This is a genomic window from Flavobacterium daejeonense DSM 17708 (genome assembly GCF_000425425.1).
Lineage (GTDB): Bacteria > Bacteroidota > Bacteroidia > Flavobacteriales > Flavobacteriaceae > Flavobacterium > Flavobacterium daejeonense.
Genome location: NZ_AUDK01000003.1, coordinates 108157 through 128640 on the forward strand (window position 1 = coordinate 108157; position 20484 = coordinate 128640).

At 38.1% G+C, this 20484-nt stretch carries 21 protein-coding genes; 16 read left to right on the top strand and 5 right to left on the bottom strand.

The features are described 5' to 3' along the window. Positions 1 to 67: 67 nt before the first annotated feature. From H599_RS0103835 to mobA, 5 genes are all read right to left on the bottom strand, one after another. Positions 68 to 931 (bottom strand): nuclear transport factor 2 family protein, encoded by an 864-nt coding sequence (locus H599_RS0103835; RefSeq protein WP_245600484.1) that lies wholly within the window; start codon positions 929 to 931, stop codon positions 68 to 70. A gap of 83 nt (positions 932 to 1014) precedes the next feature. After that, positions 1015 to 1887 (bottom strand): helix-turn-helix domain-containing protein, encoded by an 873-nt coding sequence (locus tag H599_RS0103840; protein WP_035141140.1) that lies wholly within the window; start codon positions 1885 to 1887, stop codon positions 1015 to 1017. 113 nt (positions 1888 to 2000) lie between these two features. Next, positions 2001 to 2543, bottom strand: a complete 543-nt coding sequence (locus H599_RS0103845; protein WP_026712916.1) for a sugar O-acetyltransferase — start codon at positions 2541 to 2543, stop codon at positions 2001 to 2003. A gap of 47 nt (positions 2544 to 2590) precedes the next feature. After that, positions 2591 to 3871: a conjugal transfer protein MobB gene (gene mobB / locus H599_RS0103850; protein WP_026712917.1), complete on the bottom strand. Its 1281-nt coding sequence runs from the start codon at positions 3869 to 3871 to the stop codon at positions 2591 to 2593. 8 nt (positions 3872 to 3879) lie between these two features. After that, the gene (mobA, locus tag H599_RS0103855; RefSeq protein WP_026712918.1) at positions 3880 to 4311 is read right to left on the bottom strand and encodes a conjugal transfer protein MobA; all 432 of its coding nucleotides are present in this window, start codon (positions 4309 to 4311) and stop codon (positions 3880 to 3882) included. A gap of 711 nt (positions 4312 to 5022) precedes the next feature. Here mobA and H599_RS0103860 point away from each other — a divergent pair. The 16 genes from H599_RS0103860 (at position 5023) to H599_RS0103935 (ending at position 20475) form a co-directional block, all read left to right on the top strand. Next, a complete protein-coding gene (locus H599_RS0103860) occupies positions 5023 to 5790 on the top strand; it encodes a ParA family protein (protein ID WP_026712919.1) in 768 nt (255 codons plus the stop codon). A 4-nt stretch (positions 5791 to 5794) separates the two neighbouring features. Continuing rightward, positions 5795 to 6235: a DUF3408 domain-containing protein gene (locus tag H599_RS0103865; protein ID WP_026712920.1), complete on the top strand. Its 441-nt coding sequence runs from the start codon at positions 5795 to 5797 to the stop codon at positions 6233 to 6235. Between the two features lie 3 nt (positions 6236 to 6238). After that, the gene (locus tag H599_RS0103870; protein ID WP_026712921.1) at positions 6239 to 6874 is read left to right on the top strand and encodes a hypothetical protein; all 636 of its coding nucleotides are present in this window, start codon (positions 6239 to 6241) and stop codon (positions 6872 to 6874) included. A gap of 30 nt (positions 6875 to 6904) precedes the next feature. Continuing rightward, a complete protein-coding gene (locus tag H599_RS20240; RefSeq protein ID WP_051590632.1) occupies positions 6905 to 8257 on the top strand; it encodes a hypothetical protein in 1353 nt (450 codons plus the stop codon). 211 nt (positions 8258 to 8468) lie between these two features. Then, complete coding sequence (locus tag H599_RS0103880) at positions 8469 to 8669, top strand: helix-turn-helix transcriptional regulator (RefSeq protein ID WP_026712923.1); 201 nt, start codon at positions 8469 to 8471, stop codon at positions 8667 to 8669. A gap of 4 nt (positions 8670 to 8673) precedes the next feature. After that, on the top strand, positions 8674 to 11289 hold the full coding sequence (locus H599_RS0103885) for an ATP-binding protein (protein ID WP_026712924.1): 2616 nt from the start codon (positions 8674 to 8676) through the stop codon (positions 11287 to 11289). A gap of 3 nt (positions 11290 to 11292) precedes the next feature. Then, entirely contained in the window at positions 11293 to 11961 is a 669-nt protein-coding gene (locus H599_RS0103890; RefSeq protein WP_026712925.1) for a response regulator, read from the top strand. Then, the gene (locus H599_RS0103895) at positions 11951 to 12517 is read left to right on the top strand and encodes an HNH endonuclease family protein (RefSeq protein WP_155960737.1); all 567 of its coding nucleotides are present in this window, start codon (positions 11951 to 11953) and stop codon (positions 12515 to 12517) included. The genes H599_RS0103890 and H599_RS0103895 overlap by 11 nt, the downstream gene beginning before the upstream one ends. Positions 12518 to 12519: 2 nt before the next feature. Continuing rightward, positions 12520 to 14361, top strand: coding sequence for an Eco57I restriction-modification methylase domain-containing protein (locus tag H599_RS0103900; RefSeq protein ID WP_026712927.1), 1842 nt, complete (start codon positions 12520 to 12522; stop codon positions 14359 to 14361). Between the two features lie 222 nt (positions 14362 to 14583). Continuing rightward, the gene (locus H599_RS0103905) at positions 14584 to 14889 is read left to right on the top strand and encodes a DUF4134 domain-containing protein (protein WP_026712928.1); all 306 of its coding nucleotides are present in this window, start codon (positions 14584 to 14586) and stop codon (positions 14887 to 14889) included. Between the two features lie 11 nt (positions 14890 to 14900). Beyond that, positions 14901 to 15233, top strand: coding sequence for a DUF4133 domain-containing protein (locus tag H599_RS0103910; protein ID WP_026712929.1), 333 nt, complete (start codon positions 14901 to 14903; stop codon positions 15231 to 15233). Next, a complete protein-coding gene (locus H599_RS0103915) occupies positions 15230 to 17734 on the top strand; it encodes a TraG family conjugative transposon ATPase (RefSeq protein WP_026712930.1) in 2505 nt (834 codons plus the stop codon). The genes H599_RS0103910 and H599_RS0103915 overlap by 4 nt, the downstream gene beginning before the upstream one ends. Before the next feature lie 26 nt (positions 17735 to 17760). Further along, positions 17761 to 18393: a DUF4141 domain-containing protein gene (locus tag H599_RS0103920; RefSeq protein ID WP_026712931.1), complete on the top strand. Its 633-nt coding sequence runs from the start codon at positions 17761 to 17763 to the stop codon at positions 18391 to 18393. 3 nt (positions 18394 to 18396) lie between these two features. Further along, positions 18397 to 19392 carry a conjugative transposon protein TraJ gene (traJ, locus tag H599_RS0103925; protein WP_026712932.1) on the top strand — a complete coding sequence of 332 codons (996 nt, stop codon included), beginning with the start codon at positions 18397 to 18399 and terminating at the stop codon, positions 19390 to 19392. A gap of 20 nt (positions 19393 to 19412) precedes the next feature. Further along, on the top strand, positions 19413 to 20036 hold the full coding sequence (gene traK / locus H599_RS0103930) for a conjugative transposon protein TraK (RefSeq protein ID WP_026712933.1): 624 nt from the start codon (positions 19413 to 19415) through the stop codon (positions 20034 to 20036). A gap of 10 nt (positions 20037 to 20046) precedes the next feature. Further along, on the top strand, positions 20047 to 20475 hold the full coding sequence (locus tag H599_RS0103935) for a hypothetical protein (protein ID WP_026712934.1): 429 nt from the start codon (positions 20047 to 20049) through the stop codon (positions 20473 to 20475). Positions 20476 to 20484 lie beyond the last annotated feature (9 nt).

Sequence of the window (20484 nt, forward strand, 5' to 3'; positions counted from 1 at the left end):
ATTAGGTTGCATAAAAAAGCTGATGCAAAAGCATCAGCCTACAAAAATGTTATAGCACAGAAGGTACTTAGAATTTCCCGTTGCTGTTTTTCCAGTTTTCTTTCGGGGTAATCGGTTCAATTACATCCCAATGTTCTGCTATTTTTCCATTCTCTACTCTAAATAAATCGTAAAAAGAATTGTGGTCTTTTCCGAAATGTCCCTCACTTACGACAAGGACAAAGTTGCCTTCCCCTAATACTTTATGGATTTTGTCATATTTCATAAAGACACCTTGCTTGGCTAGTGCTTCAAGTGTTGCTCCTAAACCTGAAAGCTGGTCTGGAATATTTGGATTGTGTTGAATGTAGTTGTCACCATCAAAATAATCCGCTAATTTTTCCATTTTACCGTTTACTAAAATATCTTCAACAAAATTTCTTACAAGCTTTTTGTTGGTTTCCGTTTTGTCAATGTCCTTGATTTCTATAGCACCATCAATCATTGTGTGTCCGCTGGGGTTTGGTTTTGAGGGGGTTTCTTGCAGATTGTCCCAATGCTCTACAATTTTACCATCCTCAAACCTAAAAATATCAAACCCGATTTTGGGGCCGAAGAAATTGTATTCTGTATGTGCAAATACAAAATCACCATCCTGAAAAGCACGTACCGTATTCACTTTCGCTGAATTAGGAGGCAAGGTTTGTAATACTGCTCCAAACCCCGCAAGCCCGTCGGCAATACCCAGATTGTGTTGAATGTATTGGTTTGGATTAATGTACCCAACAGGTTCCGTAGCCCCTGTTTCAATCGCCTTTAATAAGCTTACTACTTTTTGTTTGTTTTCCATTTTTACTGATTTTTTTGTTTTAACAGTCATTTTATTCTGGGCGTTAGAGATGGATAATCCAAGTCCTAAAAATATCATCGCCCCTAAAATTATTTTGTTCATTTTATTGTATTTATTATTACAATACAAAAGTGCGACGAACAGTAAAAATGGAAAAGGTAGGAATGTGCCTTTGAATGATACTTTTACGCCATTGTGTTCTTTTCCCTGAACTCAATTGGCGTAACTGCCAAGTGTTTTTTGAAATATTTGATAAAATTAGTGGGTTCTTCAAATCCTAAATAGTAGGCAATTTCTTTAACACTTTCGGTGGTATGGGCTAATATTCTTTTGGCTTCTAAAAGTATGCGTTCGTCGATAAGTTCTTTGGGCGATTTGCCCAAAACTTTTGTAGTGGCTATGTTCAAACGCTTTTCAGTGATAATGATTTGCCTTGCGTAATAATTGACTTGCTTTTGGTCTTTGTACTCTACTTCTAAGAGGTCTTTAAATAATAGCACATAATCAAGGTTGGCATCTTTTTTTATCTCTGAGAAGTTTTGTTTGCGTCTTTCTCTTTCAGCATGAAGCAAGAAGTTATGAAGCAAATTCTGTAGTATGTCTGTTTGGGAATTGTCTTTTGTGTTTTGTAGCTCGTCCGTCATTTGCTGTAATATATTAGCAAATAAATCCAGATACTTCGTTATCTCAATTCGAGAAATAGAAAACAAATCATTAAACAAAATACTATTGCGCAAAAACTTAGTATCGGCTTCCGTCTGACAGAAAAAACTATCAGTAAATAAAATAGCCTTTCCACTAAATTTTGTTGTTTTGTCAAACTGCTGAACTGTGTCCTTGTTCAAAAAAAGTAAAGTATTAGGCTTTATCTCAATAGGGTTGAAGTCTACTAAATGTAACGGGCATCCGTGTTGGAACCAAATGATATGATAAAATCCTGTTCTATGTGTGGTCGTTAAAGTGTCTTTAAATTCTTTGTAGAGTTCCTCCAAATCCACTATCTCAAATTCTTGAGGCAGACCATTTTTAAAACCGTAGTAAATAATGTCTTTACGCATTATCGCTGTGTATTTCTTATAATTATCATCTACAAATCAATAATTGATTGCAACAATTCAATATAGCTAAATTCAGTAAAACAAGATAACATTGAGCAAGATGATTTGACAATTTAATAATTATCAATGTCCTTTATTTTTCTCGCCGGATTTCCTCCAAAAATACAGTTGGCAGGTATATCTTTATTAACCATAGAAGCGGCAGCTACAATAGAATTATCACCAATTGTTACCCCTGCCAATATAACCGAGTGACCTCCAATCCAAACGTTATTTCCAATAGTTATAGGATAAGCATAACCTGATTTGTGTCTGTCAGCAGGATTAATATTGTGTCCTGCGGTATAAATTCCGACATTGGGTGCAATAAGGCAATTGTCTCCAATCCTTACTTCAGCCATATCTAAAATAGTACAGTTATACCCAGCATAAAAATTTCTACCAACGTGAATATTATATCCTAAATCACAATGAAAATTATGTTCTATGAAAATTCCTTCACCGCTCGAACCTAACAATTCTATTAGTATATCTCTTTTAAGCAGGTCATCGCTATAATCTGCCTGATTAAATTTTTGAACCAACATACCCGCTCTTTCAAAATCATGTAATAAAGCTTTATCACCTCTAATATAATTAACTTTTTCCTTGCTCATTTACTCTAAAATTATTTTACAAATGTAAAAAATGTAATCTTCAACAACTATTTTTGTGTGCGCTTTTTCTTTTTTCTCATCTTATTGGCAAAGTCCTGTTCTTCGTAATCTTCGCCCTGGGCTTCGGGTGATAAACCTCCTAATGCTTCAATCAAACCGTCTTCGTGTTTTTCCGTAGTTAAGAAGTCGAACAAATGGTGTGGTTCTTCCGCAGGAAGATCTGCATCATTTGATGTGGATAGTTTGGGTTCTAAAACGGCAGGTTCTTTAATATCCGGTTTGATATTATTGTTCCAATAGTCACTAAAGGTGTTGGCAGAAAGTTCTGTTGCTAAACGTGAACCATTCCAAACAGCTTTGGAATTGTGGTCAATAAATGTGATACCATAAATACGACCTGTATCATTCCGACGCACGACTACGTTAATGCCCTGTTCTGCTAACTGCTTTTTAAATTCCTGTTCATCGCTCGTGGCTTTCAGGGCTATGGTAACGGCAGATTTTAGGGTCTGTTTGCTCGGGCTGTCTTTCAAAGCGGTTTTGCATTTCGCAAAATGCAATTCCAAAGCCGGAAGCCCTGCGCTCTTTCCGAACAACGAAGCCTTGAACGGATGCCCGGCTCTTTCGCCTTTTTCATTTAACGGAATATATAATAAGCCCTGCTTCATTTTTCCCTGCAATTCGCCCTCGATTTTCTCGGCGGTAATATTGAATAGGGAAAGCAAAGCATTGTATTCGCCTAAAGTTTGGTACTGGTAGTAGTTCGGCAGGTGACGAACTACCGAAGCGATTTGGCTCTTTACATCGCCTGCCCGATAATCTACCGGACGGAAAACCTTATCAGTCTGGTTGCGCTCTTTGTCTGTTGCGGGTATCAACCCGTGTTTTCTTTCCAGTTCACGGCACACATTCATAGACCGCATTTTCTCAAATTTATCGGAAATCTTTACGCCCTGTTCGTCCACGCAAACCGATACAATGTGTATATGGCGGCGGTCAATATCCGTGTGTTTGAACACGACAAAAGGTTGTTCGCCGTAACCCATTTCCCGCATATACTGTTCTGCCATTTCCCTAAACTTATCATCGCTAACATTATCTTTGGGGTCGGGATTAAGTGAAATATGCAACGTATGTTTCTCGGTATTGCGGTTGGCGATGAGGTAAGGAGCAAAAGATTGGGCTAATTGTGCAACGGAATAATGACCGTTGGCGGTTTCAATTATCTTATTGGCGAACAAAATCTTTCCGTTTTCATTCTCAACTTTAAGCTGATTGTACGCCAATGCCCCATATAAATTTGCGCTTCTTCCAATTTTTGCTATCATTTCTACCGTTATTTTTTCAGGTATTTGGCTTCAAATTCCTCACTTATTTGGATGATTTTCTGACACAGCATTGCCATTTCAGCCGTCTGTTTTTCCAGTTTGTACAGGAACGTTGCGGCTTTTTTCTCGGAAAAATTCTTGTACAGCAGCTTTACAATTTGATTATAGTTTACACCTATGGAACGGAACTGGCTGTGAAAAGAGGTCAGTCGCATATAAAAATCAACCGTTCCTTTGTCAATCTGAATGGTCTTTATGGTCTTGTCAAAGATGCAGGACGTTATGAAATGTGCCTTTACCTGCATACCTGATTTATCAAAAAGGGCAAGAAAACGGGCGTGTTCCTGCTCGTTAAAGGAAATGGTGTACCGTATTGTCGCCGGGTCTTCTTTGGGGCGGCGTCCGGTTTTTTTCAATTGCTTTTTGTCGTTATCGTTCATCACTAATCCATTTTAAAATCCATACAAAACCCTGACTTCGGAAGGTGTTTTCTGCCCCCTGCAAAGGGCAAGTTGTTTTGAGCATCGGAAATCATTCCGAGATGCTCAAAACACAACTTGCCGTGTTCTGATGAACACAAAAATCCGCCCTGCGGGACGGATTAAATGTAACAGGGAAAAATGGCTGGATGCCGTTCCCGTTACCCTCTGATTTGTCAAAAGTCTTTTGCATAAATCGGTTAATAAAAATCATTTTACAAAGTAAAGCCCTGCCCGTAAGAGTATTGCAATGCAATACCCGGACAAACGCTGCCTTTGAACGCCAAACACTGCCACGGTAATAGATGCACCTATATATCTACATTTCTTTGTGCCTACAAACAGATAGATATAGGGGCATAGATAAGTATGCAGGTAACAACATAAGTACTCAATCAGCTATGTAAAAAAGTACCTATTGAGATACGTGATTGTGTAGTTAGGTACTGACATATTCAGGTACATAAATAAACAGGTCTGCTGGTACTAACATACTTGCCTGCATACAGCTATAAGCATGTATTCAAGTACATAGCTTGGTGCATCATTACCTGCATAACTACATAAGTATGCACACAGCGACAAGCCTATATACAGTGGTACAGAGGTAGGTAATTGCGGATATATGGATATAGGTAAATGGATATATAAATAATTAAAAACAGCAGCAATATGAATGCAAAACACAAAACAGTATTTATCGCCTTTTCATCTCAAAAAGGCGGTGTAGGCAAAAGCACCTTTACAACGCTTGTTGCAAGTACGATGCACTATCGATTGGGTTACAACGTCGCCGTATTTGATGCGGATTTTCCACAGCACAGTCTTATGAAAATGAAGACGAGAGACTTAGCAATGGTAATGGAAAATGAGGTTTTGAAAAAGCTGGCATACAAACAATTTACGACCATCAACAAAAAAGCCTATCCCATTATGCAGTACAAAGCGGATAGCGTATTGGAAGCGGCTCACGAATTTGTAAACACTTCTACCGTTCCGGTTGATGTGGTATTCTTTGATCTACCTGGAACTGTGAATACGCCCGGCATTTTGAAAGCATTGGCAGGAATGCACCACATTTTTACGCCCATCACGGCAGACCGTGTGGTAATGGAAAGTACGCTCATCTTCACACAGCTTTTACAAGACGTGATTATGAAAAAAGGGGAAACGTCAATAGAAACCATTAACCTGTTTTGGAACCAGGTTGATGGCAGGGAAAGCACACCCTTATATAGTGTGTATAACCAGCTTATTGCGCAATTAGGGTTAAGCCTGATGCAAAGCCAAATCAAGAACAGCACCCGCTTCCGCAAAGAAAGCGAAACGGACAGCAAAACCGTTTTCCGTTCTACCGTAATGCCTCCCGATGAACGTTTGATGAAAGCCAGTCAGTTAGACCTGTTCATAGACGAATTTTTAAAAATCATTCAATTATAGCCGTATGGAGAAAGATAATAAAAAGAAAGTCACGCCTGATATTAACGAGGAACTTATGATGAACCTGATGGTAGATGGCGTAAAAAAAGAGGGCTTGCAGCTTCCACCTGAATCGACTGCTCAAGAACTCGAAAAAGAAGAGATTAAGCCTAAAGAACTGGCACAGGAAAAACCTACGGTTAAAGAAAAGAGCAAAACCAAAAGGACAAACGAAGCAGACTACGAAAGTATCTTTTTCAAAAAACCTGATACCAATGCCCGTGACGGGAAAACAGTTTATATCCGACCGGATTTTCACGAAAAGATGTCACGCATTGTACAGGTTATAGGCGAAGACAAGATCACCATATACGGCTATTTGGACAATTTGCTGGATTACCATTTTCAGGAATTTGGCGAGCAGATTACGAAGAGTTTCAATGATAAGTACAAACCTATTTTATAAGCTATGGAAACAATAATTGTGATATGCCTGCTGATAGTCATTGCCCTTCTTTTACAGGACAAGATTGTCATTAAAAAAAGTTCGGAACAAAAACCAAAACAGGAAAAAGTCAATCCGAACCTGCCCGATATTATGGGACAGCCGAAGCCAGTAAGAAGCCACTCCCTGCCAAACACTGCCAATGAAAGCCAAATTGAGGAACAGGAGATAAACCCTGATAATTTAGACATAGAATACGACGAGAATGAAAACGTCGGAATTCAAATTCCGCAGGAAGAACTGGACGAAGTTTTCATAAATATACCTGATTTGGAGGAAGAGGAAGAAGAATGGAAAAGGTACGGAATATCCGGTGGCGATAACAGTCTTGCCCAGGGGGTTACCTTTGAAGAACTAAGCTCCGTCGGTGCATTGCTCCAAAAAGAGAATTTGGAACAATCACAAAAGGAAACAGCGGTAGATATAGTTCAAAGATTACAGGGAACTGAATTATTCAGCCTGCTGGAAAATTCCATTGAGGGTGCATCCCGAAAAATTGCCGAGCTTTTGGATAGCACACTCTCATCTGAAACGGAAACCGGTTCTTCCACTTTGCGGAAAAGTGATTTAAGTGATTTTGACATTGGGGAGTTTGTATAGACTTCCCTTTGTCTTTTAAAATAAGAAAATATGGAAAATGGATTGCCTAATACCAATATAGAACCGGGCAGTTTGCTTGATCTGCGTTTGAATAAAGGCATGCTACCAACTCTGGATATTGCAGGTCATACATTCTATGTGGATTTACGAATGGACAAACTACGGCCAAAGGACGACTTTATATCCAAAGGCATAAACTTTACTGAAATAAAAGACTACTACGACCGTGACAGAAGGGCATTTGTTATTCCCTATAATCCAACAAAACGCGAATTTCAACAGGACGATGTTTCTAAAATGACCGAACTGCCTACGGATATTATAATAGTGCAGTTTCCAAATCAGTATGAATTGGATATAGTGGGATGGAATAGAAAGCATGGCAATAGCATTACTGATCAAGATGTGAAGCAAATGCACTTTGAAGCCCGTACCCTACCGTGGGTAGATACCAATGTGATTGAGCATATAAAACGTAATGTTGCCGAACAACTACAGCCAAAAGAAGAATATATTGTTAGCGAGCCAAAGGACAATCTGTACAGGATACCCACAGATACCCAAAGGGCACTTCCGACATATAAAGTATTCGGAACAGAATTTATAGTGGATGTAAATCAATTGGAACTCCGTGAAAAAGCCAATCCGAAAAATGTAATTTCTCTATCCGATATGGAAGAAAAAGCAGTACAGGGCTACAGATTTTGGTACAGCCCAAGCACAAAGGGCTTGACGACATACGCCGAACCAGGAGCAAAATTAGCAGAGATACCCGATTTCGTAAAACTCGACCCAACCGGTATGTCAAAGAAACATAACATTTCAGAAGATATTATGGCGGGAATGGACGATTTCAAGCTGATGGTTGATCAGGATGCGTTCGATAAAATTGCTTACAAAGGTATTATCCCAACGATAGATATTGCAGGGCACACTTTCTATATTGACTTATTTAATGACAAATTGCATCCTAAAGATGATATCTGGTCACGGGGCATCATCTTTTCCGAACTCAAACATTATTATTCGCACAAAGACGACACCTATACCATTCCTTACAATCAAAAGACGCATACCTTTCAGGAAGTGAGCCTAAATGTTAAGGAGATTCCCAAAGACCTCATTGTTGTACAAATTCCTGGAAAGCGTACCCTTGACCCAATTGGCCAAAACAAAGCAGGTGACTTGAATAGTTCGGACTATCTAAAAAAACATGGAGTGCAACTGCATTTTGAAGCCAAAGTAATACCGTGGCATCAGACACGTTTCGCGGAAACCGTGAAGCGTAACAATGGACAAGAGATGAAGGCATTGCAAAAAACATCCATTAGTCCTAAGCCAGAGGAAAGTGCTGTAAGTAAAAGAAAAGGTCGCAGAATGTAAATCCGCTATATAAAAGAACAACTAAACTATTCCCAATAGATTTTCCACAAAAGCTAGAGATAGATTTTCCACTTTGCGAATAAGTGATTTGAGAGATTTTTATATTAGTGACTTTGTGTGAGCAAACTCACTTTTTTCTGTGTTGAAATAAAATTTGATGTATGTTAGAAAGACTAAAAAAATCAATATCTTTACACAATATGCAATTTTTATGAGCAAAAAAGCAATTAATAGGTTGAAAGTTGTGCTTGCAGAGAAGAATGTAAGTAGTAAATGGTTAGCAGAAAAATTAGGTAAAAATGAAGCAACTATTTCAAGATGGTGTACTAATGAAGTGCAACCACCTATTAAAACTTTTGTCAAAATAGCAGATAGCTTAGACGTTAAACTAACCAACCTTTTCAATGATTAAATAAATGGGAGAAGAAAACAATAATAATATTATCCCATTTAAAGTATCTGCAAGAACAGCAAGATTAATCGGACGGGAGAATGTAGCAAGCTCTAAAGGAGCTATCATCGAACTTGTAAAAAACGCTTATGATGCGGATAGTAAAGTCTGTATTGTTTACTTTGATAATAAATTTTCAACTCTGCTACCTGAAATAGACGAAACACATTTCAGTGGTTTACTTAAACTAGGATTATCGACAGAATCTTTAAATGAAATCTATTTAAAAAATGAAGATGTATATACAATAAAAGCAGAATTATCAGAAGAAAAAAAATCTTCTTTCAGAAATTCTATTTCAAAATTGTCAGCACTTTATATTATTGATTTTGGCGAAGGAATGACTCAAAATATCATTCGTGATCACTGGATGACAATTGGTACAGATAATAAAGCAAATGAAGTCTTTACAAAAAATGGAAGAGTAAAATCAGGTGCAAAAGGAATTGGAAGATTTGCATTAGATAAATTAGGTAGTAAATGTGAAATGACTACTATATTTAATCCAGCACCTGAAATTCATAAACCAGATACTGATATTGATGGTAAGGTAACTAATAACAAAGGATATAACTGGGTTGTAAATTGGGAAGACTTCGAAGGTGATTTTAAAACCATCGATAAAGTTGGTGCAATATTAACAGGCTTAGAAACGGATTCAATTAAAGAGGAAGTTTTAAAAAAGATTCCTGAAACTGATTTAAATAAAATAGAATCTGAAAAAGATTTTAAATATGGTACAATTTTAAAGATTACAGAATTACGTGATAACTGGGAAGATTTTTTTGTAGAACAAGTTTTTTCTGACTTAGAAGTATTAGTTCCGCCAAAAGAAGCAGGCGGTTTTGAAATTTTTGTTTTCAGTTCTTTAACACCTCACAAATATGGAGAAGTTTTAGGTTCAGTTTGTGATGATTTTGATTATAAACTTGTCGCTACAGCTGATGAAAATCAAAATGTAAAGATTAAAATTTTTAGAAATGAATATAACGTTGAGTTAATTCCTAATGCATTCTTTGAGAGAGAAGCTATGCAAAAGCAAAACTACAAAAGGGCTGATTTTCTAAGAGGTTATTGGGAAAAGGAAACTTCATTTAACCAGTTGCTTAAGGGTTTTGGAGCAGTGGATGAGGACAATATTTTTGAGAGTATTGGCATATTTAATTTTACGTTCTACTTTTTAAAAAGACAATCTAATTCAATTGATGCTAAAAAGTTTTTCAACAAGAACTTTATGTCAAACAGTAGAAAAGACTGGCTTAATAAATTTGGAGGTATTAAGTTAGTTAGAGATAATTTTAGAGTTAGACCATATGGAGAAGTAAAAAACGTTGCTTTTGATTGGCTTGGTCTAGGTAGTCGAAAAACCCAAAGTCCTGCAAGTGTTGCAAAAAAAGAAGGAGGATACAGAGTAGAACCTGATAATGTTGCAGGAGCTATAAATATATCAAGATTGACCAATCTCAATTTTGAAGATAAATCTAGCCGTGAAGGACTACAGGAAAACAAAATATTTCAGATATTCTCACTGTTAATAACAGAGATAATCGCAGAATTTGAAAAAGATCGAGCTTACATTGCTAGGGAAATGTCAGAGTATGACGATTTTATTTATGGCCCAGAAAGAGACCGTCAAAAAGCTGAAAAATTAAAAAATGATATCTTAGCAAAGAGCAGAGCAAAAAAAGAACAAAAGACCAATGATTCTAATAATGCAAACCCTCAAGGAGAACAAGCACAGGAAGAAGAATCCGAATCCGACAAAGAAAAAGAAATTTTAGCTGGTGAGTTAGACAGAAAAGATGAAGAAATTGAAAAGCTGAAAGAAGAACAGAAGATGTTACGAGCTCTAGCAAGTAGTGGGATTGTCCTAGCATCCTTCAGCCATGACTTAAGCAAGTTAAATGATGTTTTAGCTTCAAGAACAGATAAGCTGAAAGACTTGATGCTTGAAAAAATAACAGAAGAAGAATATGCGAATTTAAGAGATAGTAAAAATCCCTTCAAACAATTGGAGCGGATAAAAAAACAAGATACTAAACTTCAAAATTGGCTAAATTTTTCGTTAGGTGCTACTAGAAAAGATAAAAGAAAAAGAAAACAATTATTCTTAAAACCCTACTTTGAAAATCTAAAAAATGACTGGAGTACAGTTTTTGATGATAGAGGAATACTGTTAGATACTTCTGAAATTGAAGAATTAGACATGAGGGTATTTGAGATAGATATCGATAGCATTTTTAACAATATATTAGTTAATTCTATTGATGCTTTTATTATTTCAAAAGATGAAAGAGAAAGAAATATTAAAATAAAAGTTTTCAGCAATTCTAAAGAGATAGTTATTGATTATCATGATAATGGCCCTGGGTTATCTCCAGACATTTCTGATCCTGAAAAAATTTTCGAACCACTTTTTACAACAAGAAGAAATAAACAAACTGGGGAAGAAGAAGGAACCGGATTAGGTATGTGGTTGGTCAAATCTATTGTAGATGAAAATGACGGAAAGGTAGCCCTGTTATATCCCGAAATAGGTTTTGGATTAAAAATCACTTTTCCGATTAAATATAAAAGATAAAATATGTACAAAATATTGTTTATCGACGAAGAAAAAGATACACTGGAAGACTTCGAAGAGTTTGTTGAAAAATCTCCTTTAAAAGCTAAACTGGAACCTATAACAATGTTCCCTTTAGCTGATTTAGAGGAAATGATTGAGAATATAATTAAAATTGCCCCAGACGCCATAATTTCAGACTACAGGCTTAATGAACTTAAAACAGATATTAAATATAATGTGCCTTATAATGGCGTTGATTTAGTTGAAGAATTTCAAAGCGTTCGCAATTACTTTCCAAGCTTTGTTTTGACAGCCTTAGATGACGAAGCAGTTAACAATAGTAATGACGTAAATATTGTTTATGTCAAAAATATACTTTACAATAAAGAAGAAGGTAATGCAAAAGCAAAATTTCTTGATAGAGTTATAAGTCAAATTGAACATTACAGAAATCGAATTGAAAGTTACAAGAGGGAATTATCTGAACTAATAGAAGTTAGAAAAAAAGGTGATGCAGATATTACAATTGAAAGTAGAATCATAGAACTCGATGACTTTTTAGAAAAGTCGATTGACGGGAGAAGTGTAATACCCTCTGAATTTAAAACTCTTTCAAATTCTAATAGGCTTGATAATATTTTGAATAAGGTTGACCAACTATTAAAAAAGTTAGATGAAGATGGCAAGTAATTTTAGACAGCTCAGTCCTAAAAGAACTTGTACAAAAACTTATGCAAGTTACAGAAGCTTTAAATCCTATTTGGCCATTGATTTTAATTCAAGATGTGGTTATACAGATTGCCCAGATTTTTGGTTTGGTGGTAAGAATACATTTCATATTGATCACTTTAAGCCATTTTCAAAAAATCCTGCATTAGCAACAGATTACTCGAACTTAGTTTACTGCTGTTCTTACGTAAACATTCTCAAATCAGATGATGAAGGAGACTACATTGATCCATGTGATATAGATTTTAATGATCACTTCGAAAGAGATTTTGACGGTTCGATTATACCAAAAGACAGTTCCAAGGAAGCAAAATATATGTTTTCAAAGTTACAGTTGAATTTGTCTAGGTATAAGTTAATTTGGAAATTGGATGAAATTTGGGAAAGGCTATTGAAACTACAAGAACAAATTAAGGATCCAAAGAATATCAAAATAAAAAACGATTTAAGAATTATTCACAGTGAATTAGCAGAAGAATTTACTATCTACTTAAAATATTTAAAATCTGCCCAATAGTATTGAAAACGCAAATATTTAAATATCTAAAATCATACTCCACCCTACCGTTTGATGTGGATAGGCTTATCATTTCTGCATACTTAAGTATTAATAATATTCGAGTTTTAAATAATCTTTTCATTAAGAATTATATTATAAATGATGATAGTGAAAATGAATTCAAAAATCTAAATGAATTCATAATTGTACTGAAAAAAGAAATTCAAAAATTTGATACCGAAGCATTAATAGAACTTTTTGAATTTGTTATTTCCCCTTCTGACAGAGTAATCAACGGGGCAATATATACACCTTCAGAAATCAGAGAATATATTATTGCTCAATCTTTCCGTAGAGAAGGTAATAGAATTGAGGATGCTAAAATAGCAGATATTGCCTGTGGCTGTTCTGGATTTTTATATACAGCTGCAAGAGAACTAAAAAGACGAACAGGCAATAGCTATCAATATATTTTTCAAAATCAAATTTTTGGCTTAGATATACAAGAATATTCAGTTACTCGAAGTAAACTACTATTAAGTTTATTGGCTTTGTCAGATGGTGAAGATGTGGGAGAATTTCATTTTAATATACATACTGGAGATGCTCTAGTTTTTAATTGGAACAACATATATGAAGATTTTCAGGGATTTGAAATTATTGTTGGAAATCCTCCGTATGTGTCAGCACGAAACTTAGATATAGAAGCTAAAGAGAATATTAAAAATTGGACAGTTAGTACTTCGGGTAATCCCGATTTATATATTCCTTTCTTTCAAATTGGTTATGAAAACCTTGCAGAAAACGGTATTCTTGGTTATATCACAATGAACACTTTTTTCAAAAGTTTAAATGGTAGAGCTTTAAGGAACTATTTTGAAGAAAACAGAGCTACAATAAGAATTATAGACTTTGGAACCCAACAAATATTTAAATCTAAAAGTACTTATACTTGTGTTTGCTTTTTGGAAAAAGCAGAACAGAATTACATCGAATATTATAAATCTGCTAACAAAGAATTACCAACTAATAGAAATCAATATAGTAGGATAAACTACGGAAATCTTGATGCAAAAAAGGGTTGGAATCTCAATGACAATGAATTAATATCTCGCATTGAAGCAATTGGAACTCCGTTTGGAGAAAAATATAAAACAAGACATGGAATTGCTACGCTAAAAAACGATATTTTCATTTTCAAACCAGTAGCCGAAGATGATGATTTTTTTTATCTTCAAAATGGAAGTCTTTATCCTATAGAAAAAGGTATCTGCAAAGATATTTTAAACTCAAATAAATTGAGTAGAGATATCAATTTTGATGCAGTAAGAGAAAAAGTTTTGTTCCCGTATAATAATGAAGTTAAGCCAAAAGCAATTGAAGAAGATTTATTAAGAGAACAATTTCCTAGAGCTTTTGAATATTTACAGGTAAAAAAGAAGATTTTAGCTGAAAGAGATAAAGGAAAAGGAAAATATGAGAAATGGTTTGCTTTTGGAAGAACGCAATCTTTAGAAAAAGTTGGAAATAAATTATTTTTTCCTAAATTTTCAGACAGAATACCAAGCTACTTAATTAGTAATGATGACGACTTAATGTTTTACAATGGTCAAGCAATCATAGGACATTCAGAGGAAGAAATGCAATTTGTTAAGAAAATTTTAGAATCACGTTTGTTTTGGTATTATATAAAGACCACAAGCAAACCGTATTCCTCTGAATATTATTCTTTAAATGGAACTTACATTAAAAATTTTGGAATCCCAGATTTCAGAGAAAATGAGATAGATTTTTTAATGAATGAATCAAATCAGGAAAATATTGATGAGTTTTTGGAAGATTATTACGATATCAGATTGTAAATAGATTTACAGAATAATACTCAATATAATTTTAAAATATTTAAACGTCAAACAATAAAATGTTTGGCGTTTTTTTATGTCTATACACTCTCGACAGAGCCACTCACCGCCAAACAATTCCTCTGACTGCCACTTTGTTATAACGCCTTGATTTCTGAAACACCTTTGTCCCGAAAGCCCGTAAGGTGCGGGAAAACAGTAACAAATTAATGTGTTTCAATTATGGAAAAACAAAGAAAAAAAGTTTTGCTGGCAGCCGTGGCAGTGCTGTCAGGAATTGGTGCATTCGCACAGGGAAACGGTTCTGCAGGTATCAACGAGGCTACTCAAATGGTAACAAGCTATTTCGACCCCGCAACCCAGCTCATTTACGCCATCGGGGCTGTAGTAGGGCTAATCGGAGGCGTTAAGGTGTACAACAAATTCAGTTCGGGCGATCCTGATACAAGCAAGACTGCGGCAAGCTGGTTCGGTGCGTGTATTTTCCTGATCGTAGCAGCTACTATCCTGCGTTCATTCTTCCTTTAATCTTTTGCCTTATGAACAGTTACAACATCAACAAAGGCATTGGGAGGACAGTAGAATTTAAGGGGCTGAAAGCGCAATACTTGTTCATCTTCGCAGGTGGATTGCTTGGAACGCTTATCCTGGTCATGATCTTATACATGGCCGGGGTTAATTCCTATATCTGCCTTTTTCTCGGTGCGGGCGGTGCTTCGCTCATTGTGTGGCAGACTTTTTCGCTAAACAGAAAGTATGGCGAACACGGATTGATGAAGATAGCCGCCAATAAACGGCATCCCAGATACATCATCTGCCGCAAGCCTGTACACCGCTATTTAAAATTCACTCCTAAACAGAATGCCGTATGAGAAATGTATCAAAGACTACCACACTGGAAAGTAAGTTTCCTTTACTGGCAGTAGAAAACAACTGCATTCTTTCCAAAGATGCAGACATTACCGCCTGTTTTGAAGTGCGTTTGCCGGAACTATTCACGGTGGCTTCAGCAGAATATGAAGCCATTCATTCAGCCTGGCACAAGGCTATCAAGACCTTGCCTGATTTTACGGTCATCCACAAACAGGATTGGTACATCAAAGAAAGTTATGCTCCTGATCTGGCAAAGGAAGACCAGAGTTTTTTGGCTAAATCCTACCAACGCCATTTCAATGAGCGACCTTTCTTAAACCACTACTGTTACCTGTTCCTAACCAAGACGAGTAAAGAGCGTATGCGTATGCAAAGCAACTTCAGTTCGCTTTGCAAAGGTTCGCTTATCCCAAAGGAAATCAGGGACAAGGAAGCGATACACCACTTTATGGAAGCCGTGGCACAGTTTGAGCGTATCGTAAATGATAGTGGTTTCATAACGCTACAACGCCTTACTGAAGAAGGCATAATTGGTACGGACGAAAAGCAGGGATTGTTGGAGCAATACCTTACGCTTTCCAGAGAAGCAGGAACACCAATGCAGGACATTGGATTGGGTTCTGAAGAAGTGCGTATCGGAAACAAAAGGTTGTCGTTGCACACCTTGTCCGATACGGATGACCTGCCAGCAACGGTATCAGCAGACACCCGTTTTGAAAAATTGTCTACCGACCGTAGCGACTGCCATTTGTCATTTGCTGCACCCGTGGGATTGTTGCTGAGCTGTAACCACATCTACAACCAATACTTGTTTTTGGATAACAGCGAAGCCAATCTCCAGAAGTTTGAGAAGTCCGCAAGGAATATGCACTCACTGGCTCGTTACAGCCGTGCCAATCAAATCAACAAAGAGTGGATAGAAAAGTATCTGAACGAAGCCCACAGCTTCGGGCTGTCTTCTATCCGGGCGCACTTCAACATTATGGCGTGGTCGGAAGACCCTACGGAACTAAAACAGTTAAAGAATGATTGCGGTAGTGCCTTGGCATTAATGGAATGTAAGCCTCGGCACAACACGACGGACGTGGCTACTTTGTATTGGGCAGGAATGCCCGGTAATGCAGGTGATTTTCCGAGTGAAGAAAGTTTTTACACCTTCATTGAACCTGCCTTGTGCTTTTTTACGGAAGAAACCAATTACCACAATTCGCCTTCGCCATTCGGTATCAAGATGGCTGACAGGCTCACAGGAAAACCAATTCATCTGGATATTTCCGATCTGCCGATGAAGCGTGGGATTATCACGAACCGGAACAAGTTTATACTTGGTCCATCGGGTTCAGGCAAATCATTCTTTACAAATCATATGGTAAGGCAATACTACGAACAAGGCGCTCACGTCTTACTCGTAGATACAGGTAATTCCTATCAGGGTTTATGTGAACTCATCAAAGGAAAAACTAAAGGCGAAGACGGTGTTTACTTCACTTATACAGAAGACAACCCAATTGCTTTCAACCCTTTTTATACTGATGACGGTGTGTTCGATATCGAGAAACGGGAAAGTGTCAAGACTTTGATATTGACACTTTGGAAGCGTGATGATGAACCGCCGACCCGTTCTGAAGAAGTGGCATTATCGAATGCCGTAAGTGGTTATATCGAACGTATTAAACAGGATGATGCATATCCCTCTTTCAATGGGTTCTATGAATACGTGCAAGGTGATTACCGCAAAGTACTGGAGGAAAAACAGGTCAGGGAAAAAGACTTTGACATTGCCAATTTTCTGAACGTGCTCGAACCTTATTACAAAGGTGGTGAGTATGACTACCTGCTAAACTCCGACAAGCAGTTAGACCTGCTTTCCAAACGCTTCATTGTGTTTGAAATTGATGCCATAAAGGATCACAAAATCCTTTTCCCCATAGTCACGATCATCATTATGGAGGTGTTTATCAATAAGATGCGGAGACTAAAAGGTATCAGAAAGCTCATTTTGATTGAAGAAGCCTGGAAAGCGATTGCCAAAGAAGGGATGGCGGAATATATAAAATATTTGTTTAAAACAGTCAGAAAATTCTTCGGAGAAGCAATCGTCGTAACGCAGGAAGTGGACGACATCATCCAGTCGCCCATTGTGAAAGAAAGTATCATCAATAACTCTGACTGCAAGATCCTATTAGACCAGCGCAAGTATATGAACAAGTTCGATGATATACAGGCAATGCTCGGATTGACAGACAAAGAGAAAGGACAGGTACTTTCCATCAATATGAATAACGATCCAAGCCGATTGTACAAAGAGGTTTGGATCGGCTTAGGTGGTACGCACTCGGCAGTCTATGCCACCGAAGTTAGTTTGGAGGAGTATCTCGCATACACCACGGAAGAAGCCGAAAAGATGGAAGTGATGCAGCTCGCTTCCGAACTGGACGGAAACGTCGAACTCGCCATCAAGCATATCGCTATGCAAAGGCGTGATAAAGCAAATCAATAGTCATTAACATTTTAAAATTAGAAACAATGAAAAAAGTATTGTATCTGGTGTGTACGGCGCTGATGCTTGCCGTAGCACCGTCAGCAAAAGCCCAGTGGGTTGTAACCGATCCTGCAAACCTGGCTTCAGGGATTATCAACTCTGCGAACGAAATCATACAGACTTCTTCGACTGTGAGTAATGTCGTAAAGAACTTCAATGAAGTAAAGAAAGTGTATGATCAGGGCAAGGAGTATTACGACAAGCTGAAAGCGATCAACAACCTTGTGAAAGATGCCCGCAAAGTACAGCAAACAGTTTTGCTGGCAGGTAATGTATCGGAAATGTACGTTCAGAATTTTGGCAAGATGATGAACGACCCAAATTTCACACCGCAGGAATTGGTCGCCATCGGCAATGGATATTCGGCACTGCTCAATGAGAGCACCGAACTGCTGAAAGAATTGAAGCAGATCATAACCTCTTCAAGCCTTTCGCTGAACGACAAGGAGCGTATGGATATTATTGACCGTGTGTACAAAGAGGTTAAGGATTACCACAGCCTTGTACGCTACTACACCAACAAAAACATATCTGTGAGCTACCTAAGAGCGAAAAAGAAAAACGATACCCAAAGAGTGCTTGACCTCTACGGAACTGCTAACCAAAAATACTGGTAAACTATGGAATGGGATAATCTTCACGAACTCCTGCGTTCGCTTTATGACGATATGATGCCGCTTGCAGGCGATATGGCGGCAGTGGCTAAGGGATTGGCGGGATTGGGAGCGTTGTTCTATGTGGCATTAAAGGTTTGGCAGGCTTTAAGCCGTGCCGAACCTATTGATATGTTCCCATTGCTGCGCCCGTTCGCTTTGGGGCTTTGCATTATGTTCTTTCCGACCATCGTTTTGGGAACAATCAATGCGGTATTAAGCCCGGTAGTGACCGGAACCCACCAAATACTCGAAGACCAGGTGCTTGACCTGAACAAGCTCCAACAGCAGAAAGACCAATTGGAATACGAGGCAATGGTACGAAATCCTGAAACCGCCTATATGGTATCGGACGAAGAGTTCGATAAGAAGCTGGACGAATTGGGCTGGTCGCCATCCGACATTGGTACAATGGCAGGGATGTATATGGACAGGCAAGCCTATAAGATAGAAAAAGCCATAAAGGATTGGTTTCGCAATTTGCTGGAAATACTTTTTCAGGCGGCTGCTTTGGTCATTGATACCATACGAACCTTTTTTCTAATCGTCTTGTCCATACTCGGGCCAATAGCCTTTGCGATAAGCGTGTGGGACGGTTTTCAGTCCACGCTCACGCAATGGCTCACGAGGTATGTCAGTGTATATCTGTGGCTTCCTGTTTCGGATTTATTCAGTTCGATGCTGGCAAGAATACAATCCCTGATTATTGAAAGGGACATCCAAAAGCTGTCTGACCCAACCTTTATCCCCGACACTTCCAATACCGTGTATATCATTTTTATGATTATCGGCATTATCGGATATTTCACAATACCGACAGTGACGGGCTGGGTAATCCAAGCCGGGGGCGCAGGGAACTTTACCCGCAACGTAAACCAAGCGGCAATGAAAACAGGAAACATTGCCGGAGCCGGGGCTGGTTCAACCGTTGGAAACATCGGTGGCAGGCTCATGAATAAATAAACAATTAATCATTCAAAAAAATGGAATTTAAAACGCTAAGAAATATTGAAAACAGCTTTAGGCAGATAAGATTATATGCCATTGTGTTTGCGGTTCTCTGCATTGGCGTGGTAGGATATGCTGTATGGCGTTCCTACCGCTTTGCAGAAGAACAACGCCAAAAGATCTACGTACTGGATAATGGCAAATCCCTGATGCTTGCCTTGTCGCAGGATGCGAGCATCAACCGTCCCGTGGAAGCGAGGGAACACGTCCGACGATTTCACGAACTGTTCTTCACGCTTGCACCTGACAAGAACGCTATCGAAAGCAATATGAGCAGGGCATTCAACCTTGCCGATAAAAGTGCTTTCGACTATTACAAAGACTTGTCGGAAAAGGGTTATTACAGCCGTATCATTTCAGGGAACGTACAGCAGCGTATAGAGGTAGACAGTGTAGTTTGCAACTTCGACAACTATCCTTATGCGGTGCGTACCTATGCCAAACAATTCATCATCCGTTCGAGCAACGTGACCAGGCGTAACCTGATCACTTCCTGCTATCTCGTCAACTCTGTTCGCTCTGACAACAATCCGCAAGGATTTAACATCGAAAAGTTCGCAGTGTTGGAAAACAAGGATATCGAAGTTATCGAACGCTAAAAACAATTTTATGGAAGCATTATCAGATTTAAACACGTTCGCAAAAATCCTTACCGATAAAGGATATAACGGTTATTTCCATACGCAGGGTGCGTATGCCGGAAAGTTGAAAGACAGCATCAGTGACTATCTCGAAAGCTGTCAAAAAGGTGCAGACAGTTTGCCTAAGCAAGATTTGCTGGTGACAGGCTACCTGCAATGGTCGGGCGATGACAAGCCCCGTGTAGAATGTAGTATGTGGGTAAAATACCTTAATGGTAAATTTTCCCTGGACAGAATGGAGGTAGCCAGAAAAGACGGCTTCGGGCAATTGCTCAAAAAATCGGAACTGACGGGTCTGTCCATAATATCCGCACCCAAAGCGGCGGAGGCAATTGCAATGGTCAATGAAGAACAGAAGCAAAAGCCTGAGAAAAGTCCTAAGCGTTTCAAGCTATAACAACACAAC

What these genes read in the sequence shown, in the direction of transcription:
- H599_RS0103835 (WP_245600484.1), bottom strand. Translation starts at nt 931, where the DNA reads ATGAACAAAATAATTTTAGGGGCGATGATATTTTTAGGACTTGGATTA.
- H599_RS0103840 (WP_035141140.1), bottom strand. Translation starts at nt 1,887, where the DNA reads ATGCGTAAAGACATTATTTACTACGGTTTTAAAAATGGTCTGCCTCAA.
- H599_RS0103845 (WP_026712916.1), bottom strand. Translation starts at nt 2,543, where the DNA reads ATGAGCAAGGAAAAAGTTAATTATATTAGAGGTGATAAAGCTTTATTA.
- mobB (WP_026712917.1), bottom strand. Translation starts at nt 3,871, where the DNA reads ATGATAGCAAAAATTGGAAGAAGCGCAAATTTATATGGGGCATTGGCG.
- mobA (WP_026712918.1), bottom strand. Translation starts at nt 4,311, where the DNA reads ATGAACGATAACGACAAAAAGCAATTGAAAAAAACCGGACGCCGCCCC.
- H599_RS0103860 (WP_026712919.1), top strand. Translation starts at nt 5,023, where the DNA reads ATGAATGCAAAACACAAAACAGTATTTATCGCCTTTTCATCTCAAAAA.
- H599_RS0103865 (WP_026712920.1), top strand. Translation starts at nt 5,795, where the DNA reads ATGGAGAAAGATAATAAAAAGAAAGTCACGCCTGATATTAACGAGGAA.
- H599_RS0103870 (WP_026712921.1), top strand. Translation starts at nt 6,239, where the DNA reads ATGGAAACAATAATTGTGATATGCCTGCTGATAGTCATTGCCCTTCTT.
- H599_RS20240 (WP_051590632.1), top strand. Translation starts at nt 6,905, where the DNA reads ATGGAAAATGGATTGCCTAATACCAATATAGAACCGGGCAGTTTGCTT.
- H599_RS0103880 (WP_026712923.1), top strand. Translation starts at nt 8,469, where the DNA reads ATGAGCAAAAAAGCAATTAATAGGTTGAAAGTTGTGCTTGCAGAGAAG.
- H599_RS0103885 (WP_026712924.1), top strand. Translation starts at nt 8,674, where the DNA reads ATGGGAGAAGAAAACAATAATAATATTATCCCATTTAAAGTATCTGCA.
- H599_RS0103890 (WP_026712925.1), top strand. Translation starts at nt 11,293, where the DNA reads ATGTACAAAATATTGTTTATCGACGAAGAAAAAGATACACTGGAAGAC.
- H599_RS0103895 (WP_155960737.1), top strand. Translation starts at nt 11,951, where the DNA reads ATGGCAAGTAATTTTAGACAGCTCAGTCCTAAAAGAACTTGTACAAAA.
- H599_RS0103905 (WP_026712928.1), top strand. Translation starts at nt 14,584, where the DNA reads ATGGAAAAACAAAGAAAAAAAGTTTTGCTGGCAGCCGTGGCAGTGCTG.
- H599_RS0103910 (WP_026712929.1), top strand. Translation starts at nt 14,901, where the DNA reads ATGAACAGTTACAACATCAACAAAGGCATTGGGAGGACAGTAGAATTT.
- H599_RS0103915 (WP_026712930.1), top strand. Translation starts at nt 15,230, where the DNA reads ATGAGAAATGTATCAAAGACTACCACACTGGAAAGTAAGTTTCCTTTA.
- H599_RS0103920 (WP_026712931.1), top strand. Translation starts at nt 17,761, where the DNA reads ATGAAAAAAGTATTGTATCTGGTGTGTACGGCGCTGATGCTTGCCGTA.
- traJ (WP_026712932.1), top strand. Translation starts at nt 18,397, where the DNA reads ATGGAATGGGATAATCTTCACGAACTCCTGCGTTCGCTTTATGACGAT.
- traK (WP_026712933.1), top strand. Translation starts at nt 19,413, where the DNA reads ATGGAATTTAAAACGCTAAGAAATATTGAAAACAGCTTTAGGCAGATA.
- H599_RS0103935 (WP_026712934.1), top strand. Translation starts at nt 20,047, where the DNA reads ATGGAAGCATTATCAGATTTAAACACGTTCGCAAAAATCCTTACCGAT.